At 67.8% G+C, this 11,510-nt stretch carries 9 protein-coding genes; 7 read left to right on the top strand and 2 right to left on the bottom strand.

Annotated elements, in window-relative coordinates; all coding sequences use genetic code 11:
• The first annotated feature begins 46 nt into the window (after nt 1–46).
• The 7 genes from MX571_RS17955 to MX571_RS17925 all read left to right on the top strand — a co-directional run bounded on the left by MX571_RS17955 (nt 47) and on the right by MX571_RS17925 (nt 9,770).
• On the top strand, nt 47–3,145 hold the full coding sequence (locus tag MX571_RS17955; protein ID WP_247419373.1) for a malectin domain-containing carbohydrate-binding protein: 3,099 nt from the start codon (nt 47–49) through the stop codon (nt 3,143–3,145).
• A gap of 163 nt (nt 3,146–3,308) precedes the next feature.
• Nucleotides 3,309–5,084: a CARDB domain-containing protein gene (locus MX571_RS17950; RefSeq protein ID WP_247419371.1), complete on the top strand. Its 1,776-nt coding sequence runs from the start codon at nt 3,309–3,311 to the stop codon at nt 5,082–5,084.
• 57 nt (nt 5,085–5,141) lie between these two features.
• Nucleotides 5,142–6,440: a hypothetical protein gene (locus MX571_RS17945; protein WP_247419368.1), complete on the top strand. Its 1,299-nt coding sequence runs from the start codon at nt 5,142–5,144 to the stop codon at nt 6,438–6,440.
• 199 nt (nt 6,441–6,639) lie between these two features.
• Nucleotides 6,640–7,059, top strand: a complete 420-nt coding sequence (locus tag MX571_RS17940; protein WP_247419365.1) for a cobalamin B12-binding domain-containing protein — start codon at nt 6,640–6,642, stop codon at nt 7,057–7,059.
• Complete coding sequence (gene meaB / locus MX571_RS17935) at nt 7,059–8,099, top strand: methylmalonyl Co-A mutase-associated GTPase MeaB (protein WP_247419362.1); 1,041 nt, start codon at nt 7,059–7,061, stop codon at nt 8,097–8,099. The genes MX571_RS17940 and meaB overlap by 1 nt, the downstream gene beginning before the upstream one ends.
• Before the next feature lie 151 nt (nt 8,100–8,250).
• Entirely contained in the window at nt 8,251–9,207 is a 957-nt protein-coding gene (locus MX571_RS17930) for an alpha/beta fold hydrolase (protein WP_247419359.1), read from the top strand.
• A gap of 86 nt (nt 9,208–9,293) precedes the next feature.
• Nucleotides 9,294–9,770, top strand: a complete 477-nt coding sequence (locus MX571_RS17925) for an acyltransferase (protein ID WP_247419354.1) — start codon at nt 9,294–9,296, stop codon at nt 9,768–9,770.
• A 115-nt stretch (nt 9,771–9,885) separates the two neighbouring features.
• On the opposite strand, the gene MX571_RS17920 is transcribed toward MX571_RS17925, so the two are convergent.
• Entirely contained in the window at nt 9,886–10,401 is a 516-nt protein-coding gene (locus MX571_RS17920) for a hypothetical protein (protein WP_247419352.1), read from the bottom strand.
• 236 nt (nt 10,402–10,637) lie between these two features.
• The gene (locus tag MX571_RS17915; protein WP_247419350.1) at nt 10,638–11,441 is read right to left on the bottom strand and encodes an alpha/beta fold hydrolase; all 804 of its coding nucleotides are present in this window, start codon (nt 11,439–11,441) and stop codon (nt 10,638–10,640) included.
• Nucleotides 11,442–11,510 lie beyond the last annotated feature (69 nt).

Raw genomic sequence — 11,510 nt, 5'->3', positions numbered from 1 at the left:
CGCCGACTCGGGTCGGCGTGACAGCCAACACAGACACAACACAAAAATGACAAGAAACAGAGGGGCCGGAACGGCCCTCAGACCACTCGCGGCCATCGTCTTCGCGGCGATGCTCGTCGTCTCCGCGGGCGCGGCCGGGGTCGCCTTCGCGGCGACCAGCACCGAGGTCAGCGTCCTCGCGACCAGCCAGACGGTCGACGTCGGCCAGACGGCCACGTTCGAGGTCGTCGTCGAGAACACCGACGGCGACGTCGGGGCGGCGGAAGGGGAGGTGACGCTCACCGACTCCTCGGTCGCCCAGATAACCGACGTGAGCTACGCCGGTAGTCCGGCGAGCACGAACGTGGACGTCGCCTCGGACGGTGGCTCGGCCACCTTCGCGGCGTTCTACGGGTCGAACTCCCTCGCGGGTGACGGCCCGAGCGTCACGGTCCTGACCGTGACCGTCGAGGGGACCGCCGCCGGGCAGACCGGCGTCGACCTCGCCGAGTTCCTCGTCTTCGACGACGCGGGGTCGGGCTACGACGTCACGGCGACCAACGGCGCGACGCTGACCGTCGAGGGCAGCGACGATGCCACCAGCGCGACCGTCACCGCCAACGACGGCGAGGGCATCGCGGCGAGCACCTACGGCGGCGGCTCGTTCGCCATCACCAACGACGGCGAGACCGACGTCGAGTCGGTCACCATCGACCTCTCGGAGAGCGTCGTGCCCGACGTCGTGTTCGACCCCGACGGGACCGCCGGCGACGCGGTCGCCAAGGGGTTCAGCCCCGACGGCGGCGCGAGCGCGACCGGTCTCGTCGACGGCACGTTCTCGGCCCCCCACAACGGCGTGGACGGCGAGGACGGCTACGACGTGCTGACCATCGCGTTCGACGACTTCCAGCCCGGCGAGACGCTGACGTTCTCGGTCGACATCGACCCGACGAGCATCAAGGACGTCGACAGTTCGGGCGGGGCCGGGTCGGTCTCCGGCCTCGAACTCGCGGGCAGCACCGTCACCGTCACCTCGGCCGACGGGAGCGTCACGAACGACCTGTTCACCGACGGAAGCGCCGGCGGCGCCCAGGCGACCGCGAACGGCGACGTCGCCGCAGCGCCCACGCTCGGCGTTCAGGGCGTCACGCTGGGCGGGACCGACTTCCCGGCCCACGCGGCCGCGACGGTCGGCGACCAGAGCCAGACGCTCACCGTCGACGGACCGGCCGGCGAGAGCGTCACCCTGCTCCACGTCGTCGGGACGCCGGCACCCGCCGCCGGCTACGACGTCGACGACTACGAGGCGAACATGGCCGCGAGCGTCTCCACGCAGACGGTCGCGCTCGGCTCCGACGGGAGCGCGACGGTCGCGGTCTCCCTCTCGGAGGGCGACTACGACTACTTCCTCGCGGCGGTCGCGGGCGAGAACTCCGGTCGCACCTCCCAGACGGTGATTCTGGAGTACGACTCGGACGCTCCGTCGGGACCGTCCGACGGTGAGGTGGTGTTCGCGGTGAACGCCGGCGGGAACCAGTACACGGCCACCGACGGCACGGAGTACGCGGCGGACACGAACTTCGGCGGCGGGAGCACGTACAGCGTCTCCGGCGCGCCGGACGTCGCGAACACGGACGACGACGCGCTCTACCACACCGAGCGCTACGGCGACCCGTTCAGCTACGACGTGCCCGTCGAGAACGGCGTCTACGAGGTGACCCTGCAGTTCGCCGAGATCTACCAGGGCGTCTCGCCGAACGACGGCGACACGGACCAGATCGGCGACCGCGTGTTCAGCGCGAACGTCGAGGGCGGTGCGGTCGAACTGGTGGACTACGACATCTACGCGGACGTCGGTCCGCTCTCCGCGACCGAGCGGACGTACACCGTCGAGGTGACCGACGGCGAACTGAACGTCGAGTTCAGCGCCAGCGCGGACAACGCGAAGGTCAGCGCCATCGTCGTACGCTCCGTCGAGGACGGCAGCGGCGGCGGACCCGTCGCACCCAACGCGTCGGTGGCCGTCACCCCCGACTCGGGCGTCGACGCGACCACGTACACGGGTGGGTCGTTCCAGGTGACCAACACCGGCGAGTCGGCCATCGAGACGCTCACGCTCGACCTCGCGCCGACGATGCTGCCGGACATGGTGTTCGACCCGTACAACACCGCCGGCGACAACGTCGGGAAGGAGTTCAGCCTCGACGGCGGTGCGGTCACCGTCACGAACGTCGAGTACGCCGACTTCCACAACGGCGTCGACGACACGGCGGGCTACGACTCGCTGGTCGTCACGCTCGACGGGTTCGACCCCGGCGAGACGATGACGTTCTCGGTCGACAACGACCCGACCAGCATCAGCAGCACGCCGCTCGGCTCGCAGGCCGCCGGTCCGGTCTCCGGACTGGAGCTCTCGGGGGCGACCGTCACGGTCGCCAACGAGGCGGGCGCGACTACCGCCGACCTCGTCGGCGACGGGAGCGCCGGCGGGGCCGAGGCGTCCCTCGACGGTGACGTCGCCCCGGCGCCGACCATCGGCGTCGACGGCGTCTCCCTCGACGACTCGATACTCTCCGCGCGCCACGCCGGCGCGACGGTGAACGAACAGGCCCAGACCGTCACGGTCAGCGGTCCGGCGAACGCGCCGGTCACGCTCGTGCGCGTCGAGGGCGTCCTCGACCTGAGCGACGTCCCGACGCCGTACGACGTGGAGGACTACGAGGCCAACAAGGCGGTCGTCGTCGAGTACTACTCGACCACGACCGACGCGACCGGCCAGGCGACCGTCGCGGTCGACCTGACCAACTCCTCGGCCGACGGCGGCCTGAACTACTTCGTCGCGGCCGTCGAGGACGGCGACGGCGACCCCGGATTCGCCTCGAACTACGTCGTCCTCCGGTACGACCCGTCCAGCACGGGCGACGACGGTCCCGGACCGGTGGGCGAGTTCACCTCGCCGCCGACCGACCCCGACGGTGACGGCGTCTACGAGGACGTCAACGGCGACGGTTCGTTCACCGTCTCCGACGTGCAAGCGTTCTTCCAGAACTTCGAGGACGGCGTCGTCCAGGCCAACGAGGACGCCTTCGACGTCAACGGCGACGGCTCGGTGACCATCTCGGACGTGCAGGCGCTGTTCGTCGCACTCCAGGGAGGAAACTCGTGAGCCAGCGCCACAGCCACGGAGCGGCCGATCACCGCTCCGATGCGCGACCGGCGGCCGGACTCCAGAGGTCAACCTCTCCCCGCCACGTCGCCCCATCGACCCCGTTCGGCCGCCGAACGGACACGACTCGACCAGCAGCGCGAACGACCACGACAGAAGACGAATGAACCACGATACATCGACACTCAGGGCGGTCGCGGCCCTCGTACTCGCGACGATGCTCGTCGCCGCGGCGGGCGTCCCGGGCGTCGCCATGGGCGCGACGAGCACCGAAGTCAGCATCGCACCGAACAGCCAGACCGTCACCGTCGGCCAGACGACGACGTTCGACGTGGTCGTCGAGACCACCGACGGCGACGTCGGGGCGTCCGACGTCGACCTCGAACTGACGGATCCGTCAGTGGCGGAGATCACGGCCGTCAGCGTCGCCGGCAGCCCCGGCTTCGTGAACACCGACGTCGCCGCCGACGGGTCGTCGGCCGGCTTCCAGGCCGTCTACGGCAACAACCCCATCGCGGGGGCGAGTCCGACGATAGCGACCGTCACCGTCGAGGGTGTCGCCGAGGGGTCGACCGGCCTCAGCATCACCGACGCCGACCTCAGTGACCTGCCCGGCAACTCCTACGACGTGACCGGCACGAACGGCGCGACGCTGACCGTCGAACCGGTCGCGGTGGACCCGGCAGACTTCCAGGTCTCGAACCTGCAGGCACCGGGAAGCGCCGACGCGGGCGAGTCCATCTCCGTCTCGGCGACCGTCACGAACGACGGCGGCGAGAGCGGGACCCAGACCGTCGTCTACCAGTTCGACGGGCAGACGCTCGACTCCGAGCAGGTGACGCTCGACGCCGGGCAGTCCCAGGCCGTCACGTTCGACGTGACCGTCCCCGGCAGCGCCAGCGCGGGCAGCTACACCCACGGCGTGTACAGCGACGACGACAGCGCGACGGCCGCACTGAGCGTCGCCGCGTCCTCCGGCGGTGGCGGCGACGGGCCGGCGACGGCCGTGAGCCTCTCGCCGTCCGAGCAGACCGTCGGCGTCGGCGGCACGGCCACCTTCGACGTGGTCGTCGAGAACGCCGACGGCGGCGTCGGTGCCATCGACCTGGACGTGGCAATCGGCGACACCGCCACGGCGGAGATCGTCGGCATCGACTCGCCGGCGACCGGCTTCGAGGACGCGAGCGTGGCCGGCGACGGCTCCTCGGCGTCCATCGCCGCCGTCGGAATGGACACGGCCGACACCGGCGCGGTGACGGTGGCGACGGTGACCGTCGAAGGGGCGAGCGTCGACTCGACGACGCTCTCCGTCTCCTCGGCGGTCCTCGGGACCGAAGACGGCGTCGAGACCTACGACGTGACCGGCACGTCCGACGCGACGCTGTCCGTCGTCCCGGCGGAGTTCCTCGTCTCGAACCTCGACGGCCCCGACAGCGTCGTCCGCGGCGAGTCGCTCACCGTGACGGCCGACGTCACGAACGACGGGAGCCTGGAGACGACCAAGACCGTCTCGCTCCGCTTCGACCTGAACGGCGACGGGACGCTCGCGCCCGGCGAGACCGTCGCGTCCGCGCCCGTCACCCTCGGTGCCGGCGTGACCGACTCGGTCCCGCTCAGCGCCGCGATTCCCGACTCCCTCGCGCCAGGCGAGTACGACTACGGCGTGTTCACCGTCGACGACGAGGCGACCGGGACCGTCGCGGTCACTCTCGCGCTCATCGACGACAGCTACGCCGGACCGCCACAGGACCTCGACGGCGACGGCGTCTACGAGGACGTCAACGGTGACGGCGAACTGACCGCCAGCGACGTGCAGGCGCTGTTCGTCAACCGCGACTCCGGCGTCGTCACCGGCGACCCGCTCCTGTTCGACTACAACGGCGACGGCCAGTTCAACGTCGTCGACGTCCAGAACCTCTTCGCCCAGACCAGTGACTGAGACCACACCACAGCACAGCCGACGACCAGCACACAGCGATAGACGACACACCAACCGATGACACCGAAACACAGGACCCGACCGACGTACCGCACGCAGACACTGGCGATACTGGGAGTACTCCTGCTCCTCGTCGGGGCGATGACCCCCATCGCCCTCGCTCAGGAGGACGGAGTGACCGTCGCCGCGTCGCCCGCGAACCCGACGATAGCGAACGGCGAGAGCGTCACCTTCGACGTCGTCGTCGAGGGCGCGGACACCGTCGGAGCCATCGAGGGCGACGTCGCGCTGACGAACCCCTCGGTCGCCGAGATAACCGCCGTCTCGCTGGGCGGGTCGCCGGCACTGGAGAGTGCCCGCGTCGCGGCCGACGGTGACTCGGCCGCGTTCGAGGCCATCTACGGCAACGACCCGCTCACCGGGAGCAGCGTCGTCGTCGCGACGGTGACCGTCGTGGGCACCGCCGACGGCCAGACCGGCATCGACCTCTTCGACGTCGCCGCGGGCGACGCCGCGGGCGCGAGTCTCGCCGTCACCAGCGTGAGCGACTCGTCGCTCACCGTCGGGTCGTCGACGGACCAGCCCACGGAGGAGCCACCAGCGACCACGGACGAGCCGCCGGTGACCACCGACGAACCGACCGAACAGCCACCGGCGACGACCGACGAACCGCCGGCCACCACGGAAGAACCGCCAGCGACGACCGAACAGCCACCGGCGACCACGGAGCAACCGCCGACCACTACGGAGCAACCGCCAACGACCACGGAGGAGCCGCCAACGACCACGGAAGAACCCCCGGCGACGACCGACGAACCGCCGGCGACGACTGAGGAGCCACCGTCGACCACCGAGGAGCCGACGGAAGAACCCACCGAGCAGCCCACCGAACAGCCGACGGAGACACCCGATGACGGTACGGACGGCGACGATGGTGACGACGGCGAGTCGACCTACTTCCAGGTCGACTTCGTCGTCGGCGAACCGAAATCGCACGTCGGACCCGACGACGGGTTCTACAGCGACGAGCAGCGCCTCGTCCGGTACGCGCACGGCGTCGACGACCGGACGACCCGCAGCGGGTCGACACCGACGCTCGCCGACGACGCGGCGGCCTGCCTCGACGCGGGCTACGTCCAGGTCGAAGACGGCACGGCGACGATATCGTTCGCCGTCGACGACGGCTGTGAACTCACGCTGAGCCTCGTGAGCTACGAGAAGCCCGGCGCTGGCTTCGACCGGGGCGTCTCGCAGGAGATGGTCGACGCGTCCACCGGGACGTTCGGCCCCGGCGAGTACTCCCTCACCGTCGAGTTGCCCGACGGCGACGAGGTCGACGCGAGCGCGCCCGCGTAATCCGCAGAACCACGTGGTCGGGTCGGTCCCACCGGCCCCGCAGGCGTCACTTTTTCGACCGACTCGACGTCACACGACCGAGACGTCCGTACAGAGCAGTCGCAGTCCGACCGGTAGGTCCTAGTCGGTCCGGTCGCCCCGCTCCGGTCTCCTTAGACAGTTCGTTAGAGTCAATGTGCCACCCCGTGAAGCGGGGGTCATGAGCGCAGATACGGACCAGCGGACCATCCGCTGTCTGGTAGCGAAAGTCGGGCTGGACGGTCACGACCGGGGGGCACACGTCATCGCGCGGGCGTTCCGCGACGCCGGGTTCGAAGTCATCTACTCGGGGCTCCACCGGTCGCCCGACGAGGTCGTCCAGGCCGCCGTCCAGGAGGACGTCGACGTGCTGGGCATCTCCATCCTCTCGGGGGCGCACAACACGCTCGTCCCGAAGATTCTCGAGGGGCTCGAGGAGTACGACGCGCTGGACGACACGCTCGTCGTCGTCGGCGGCATCATCCCCGAAGACGACCGGCCCGAACTGAAGGAGGCGGGCGTCGGCGGTATCTTCGGCCCCGGCGCGTCGATGGAGGAGGCGGTCGAGTTCGTCCGCGAGAACGCTCCCCAGCGCGACTGATGGGCGACCTCATCGACGACCTGCTCGCGGGGAAGCACCGAGCGCTCGCCCGCGCCATCACACGTATAGAGAACCGCACGCCGGGCTACCGCGACCTCGTCAGCGAACTGTACCAGCACACGGGGGACGCCGACGTCATCGGCGTCACCGGGTCGCCGGGCGCGGGGAAGTCGACGCTCGTCGACAAACTCGCGAAGCACTACCGCGACGAGGGTCTCACCGTCGGCGTCATCGCCATCGACCCCTCCTCGCCGTTCACCGGCGGCTCCGTCCTGGGTGACCGAATCCGGATGGCGAGCGTCTCGGGCGACATGGACGTGTTCTTCCGGTCGATGAGCGCTCGCGGCAGCCTCGGCGGCCTCTCGACGGCCACCGCGGACGCCGTCAAGGCCCTCGACGCGTTCGGCAAGGACAAGGTCATCGTCGAGACGGTCGGCGCGGGGCAGAACGAGATAGACATCGTGAAGACCGCCGACACGGTCGCCGTCCTCGTCCCGCCCGGCAGCGGCGACGACGTGCAGATGCTCAAAGCGGGCATCCTCGAAATCGGCGACGTGTTCGTCGTCAACAAGGCCGACCTGCCCGGCTCGGACCGCACCGTGATGGAACTCCGGGAGATGATCGACACCCGGAACGACTACACCGAGACCGCCGAGCACCACGGGGGCGACGCGGCGGCCGCGATGGAGCGCGTCACCCAGAGCGAGGCGGACGAGGAGGGCTGGGAGCCGGTCGTCCTGGAGACGGTCGCCGAGGAGGGAACCGGCGTCGAGGAACTCGTCGAGACGCTCGCGGACCACGCCCGATACCTGGAGGAGTCGGGGACCGGCGAGGAGCGGGCGCGCCAGCGCTACGCCGAGGAGATACGCACGCTCCTCCGCGAGGACGTCAACCAGCTCGTCGCGGGCGAACTCGCCGCCCGCGGCGGAATCGAGGAGTACGTCGAGCGCGTGCTGGCCCGCGAGACCGACCCGTACGCCGTCGCGGACGAACTCGTCACGCCCATCGAGGAGTGCGTCGACGCCGAACGCGACGGCTGAGGCGAGTACGGTCGAGGTGGCTTCGACTGAGAAGACTCGGCCGAGGCGACCTGGGTCGAGGCGACGTCGGAGCGAGCGAGACGGTCACGTGCGGCGAGGGAACTGACACCGCGTGGACAGGGATTAAGCGCCCGACCGTCCTACGGAGACCATGCGCATTCGTAAGCTTCTCGTCGGTGCGGTCGCCGGCCTCGGGGGGACAGCCGTCGCCAACCGACTGCTGTCGGACCGGGCGTCGACGCCGCACACGCCGCTGGGCCGAGCGACCCAGACGTACCGCTGGCGCGGGTTCGACGTCTCGTACACCGAGGCGGGCGACCCGGACGACCCGGACCTCGTCCTGTTCCACGGCGTCAACGCCGCCGCCTCGTCGGCCGAGTTCGTCCCGGTGTTCGACGCGCTGGCCGAGGAGTACCACGTCCTCGCACCCGACCTGCCGGGGTTCGGCCTCTCGGACCGGCCACCGCTGATGTACTCCGCGTCGCTGTACGAGACGTTCGTCGCCGACTTCCTGCGAGACACCAGCGAGGACGCCACCGTCGTCGGGTCGTCGCTTTCCTCGGCGTACGTCGCTCGTTCGGTGGCGGAGGGCGACCTCGACGTGCGCGAACTCGTCCTCGTCAGCCCCACGACGACGACGGTACCGGGGCGGCGCACGTGGCTCCGGTCGCTGCTGCGCGCACCGCTCGTCGGCGAGGGCCTGTTCAACCTGCTGGCGAGCAAGCGCTCGTTACAGTACTTCCAGGCCGACCACGGCTTCTACGACACCAGCCACGCCGACCCGGAGTGGACGGAGTACCGCTGGCAGTTGGCCCACCAGCCCGGCGCGCGGTTCGCGCCCGCGTCGTTCGTCGGCGGCTTCCTCGACTCGGACGCCGACCTGGAGGCGACGCTCGCCGACCTGGATATCCCCGTCACGCTCGTCTGGGGACGGAACGCCACCGACATGCTCCCGGTCGAACGCGGGCACGACCTGGCCGAGGCCGCGGACGCCCGACTCGTCGTGTTCGACGACGCTCTGCTCCTGCCTCACTACGAACACCCCGGCGAGTTCGTCGCCGTGGTCCGCGGCGAGGACGTGGACGACCTGGAGTACGTCGAGGCCTGAACGGCAGCGTCGAGGGTGAACAGCGTTCTCGGCTATCAGCAGTGAGTAACCGGTACTGATTAGCGGAGGGAATTTGCGTCAAGTGTATGGCACGTGATGTTGACGACTCGACACGGGTCGTAGAGTCTGAAATCGGTGAATCGATGGTTCGTGAATACGTGACCGTTCATGACTCCACGGTAGGAGACGACTGTGGCATCTACGAGCGGACATCGCTCAAGAAGTGCCACGTGGGCGATAGCGTTGACATCAACGCAGGCTGTTTCGTCGAAAACGCCGAGATCGGTGACGAAGTACAGGTCGGTCCAAACTGCAGTATCGTGGGGGTCACGCACGATCTCGGTGAAGACGGTATGGAACTCCGCGACGATGTGTTCGAGCGAATTATTCTCCACGACGGGGCGTTCGTCGGTGCAGGCGCTGTAATCGCTCCCGGTGTCGAAATCGGACCGAATGCAGTCGTGGCAGCTGGCTCCGTCGTCTCCACGGACATCGACGAACGATGCATCGTCGTCGGGTCACCACCGGTCCAGGAAGTCACCCACCTTCGTGACTGGCTGTAAGTCGACTTCTATTCCTCCCCTCCGTCGGTCTCGACTCCCCTGCTGATTTACTCACGGCACAGGTCTATCGATAGGCTCAGAGCATGGGTCTATCAAAGGGCTGCACGGGTGGATGTCACTTCTCGAAGGGACCAAGGTCGTCAGTCGAGCGACTACCGAGACTGAGCGTATTAGACTCCGAGACACGCGCTCTGGCGATATACCCATAATCGTAGTTGGCCGGAGCAGGATTGAACAGGTGCGATTCCGGCTCTGCCCACGGAACCGAGTCGCTCAGCGTGCATTCGAGCACGTACGTCACCGGCTCGGTGAACGTGTTTGGGAACGCTCGTCGCTGGTCGGATTCTATCGTTTTTGTGACCACGAGCGTCCGCTGCTCGGGTGGGAATCGCGTCGGTACTTCTCCGGTGACGACGTGCTCCTCGCTGGTGATGGTAGAGTCTGTCCCGACGTCGACGACAGCCACCTCGATGGTGTAGGATCGGTCGCCGTCGTTGATGAACTGAAGCGTTCCTGCAGGGGGAGCGCCTCCGTCAATACCTCCCGTTGGGTCGTCGAGCAGTGACGAGCACCCAGCGAGGCTCGCTGTGGCACACACGCCAAGCGATGAGAGGAGAACGCGGCGATTCATACTACGACTCAGTCAACGATTAGTAAGTGTGTTCTGTGAAAGTGTTAGACTCGCGGCACGCGTCACTCGTCCGTTCGAGAGACGCAGAGCGTGGGTCTGTCAGAGTGAGGTGAGGAGGCCGATGCCGGTGTGCCGCCAGTGAGCAGGATGGCGGCATAGAAACCCCCGTGCCAACAACATCGTACAGCAGTCGGCCGAAGATGGGAGAGCGAGGGGGCTGGGACAGTCGGTTGGAGTCACGTACTGAAGTTCACCAGCTCCTGATTCAGTTTCTCTTTCTCCTCGTAGAAGAGTGCGTGGCTGCTCTCCTCGAAGCGGACGAGTTCCGTGTTCTCGATGCCCTCGTGGAGCTTCTCGGCCGTCAGCTCGAACGGGCAGGCCTCGTCGTGCACACCGTGACAGATGAGCGTCGGCACGGAGATGTCCGCGAGGTCGGACCGAAGGTCCATCTCGCCGACCGCTTCGATCGAATCAGCCATGGCCTGTGGTGAGGATTCCATGCTCATGTTCTGGAGCCACTCCTTCAACTCGGGACTCGGTGCGGAGTGAAACATCGAATCGGCAAAGTCACTGCTCACCTTCGCCCGGTCCTCGTAACAACCCTGTGCGAGGTCCACGAATGCGGTCTCGTCGACACCATCCGGAAAGTCGGGTTTCTTGGCCAGAACGGGGCTCGCAGCGCCAAGCAGCGCCAACTTCGCCACGTGCTCTTCGTCGTGGCGACTCATGTACCGGGTGACCACACCTCCACCCATCGAGAAGCCTGCGAGCGTGACATCCGCTACATCGAGCTCGTCGAGGACCGCTTTGAGGTCGTCGGCGAACAGGTCGAAGTCGTACTCACTCCATGGTTTGCTCGACTGGCCGTAGCCACGGAGGTCGATACCGATACACCGGACGCCCTCCCTCGGAAGCCGGATGTACTGATATTCGAACATCCGGTGGCTCAGTGGCCACCCATGAACGAACACGATGGGTGTTCCCGAGCCCCAGTCCTGAACGAACAGTTGTACTCCATCATCAACGTCTATTCGGGCCATAATGACAGCCAACCATCTGGTGCCTGTATGTATAAATACTTAGTCAAAATCCAAGCTATTCGCGTTATC

It is taken from the genome of Halomarina salina (assembly GCF_023074835.1).
In the GTDB taxonomy this organism is placed as follows: domain Archaea; phylum Halobacteriota; class Halobacteria; order Halobacteriales; family Haloarculaceae; genus Halomarina; species Halomarina salina.
The sequence above is the reverse complement of the archived record's forward strand: the minus strand, read 5'-3'. Positions and strand labels throughout refer to the sequence as shown.

Excerpts from the sequence above, each read along its gene's own strand:
- MX571_RS17955 (WP_247419373.1), top strand. The coding sequence starts at position 47 with ATGACAAGAAACAGAGGGGCCGGAACGGCCCTCAGACCACTCGCGGCC.
- MX571_RS17950 (WP_247419371.1), top strand. The coding sequence starts at position 3,309 with ATGAACCACGATACATCGACACTCAGGGCGGTCGCGGCCCTCGTACTC.
- MX571_RS17945 (WP_247419368.1), top strand. The coding sequence starts at position 5,142 with ATGACACCGAAACACAGGACCCGACCGACGTACCGCACGCAGACACTG.
- MX571_RS17940 (WP_247419365.1), top strand. The coding sequence starts at position 6,640 with ATGAGCGCAGATACGGACCAGCGGACCATCCGCTGTCTGGTAGCGAAA.
- meaB (WP_247419362.1), top strand. The coding sequence starts at position 7,059 with ATGGGCGACCTCATCGACGACCTGCTCGCGGGGAAGCACCGAGCGCTC.
- MX571_RS17930 (WP_247419359.1), top strand. The coding sequence starts at position 8,251 with ATGCGCATTCGTAAGCTTCTCGTCGGTGCGGTCGCCGGCCTCGGGGGG.
- MX571_RS17925 (WP_247419354.1), top strand. The coding sequence starts at position 9,294 with ATGGCACGTGATGTTGACGACTCGACACGGGTCGTAGAGTCTGAAATC.
- MX571_RS17920 (WP_247419352.1), bottom strand. The coding sequence starts at position 10,401 with ATGAATCGCCGCGTTCTCCTCTCATCGCTTGGCGTGTGTGCCACAGCG.
- MX571_RS17915 (WP_247419350.1), bottom strand. The coding sequence starts at position 11,441 with ATGGCCCGAATAGACGTTGATGATGGAGTACAACTGTTCGTTCAGGAC.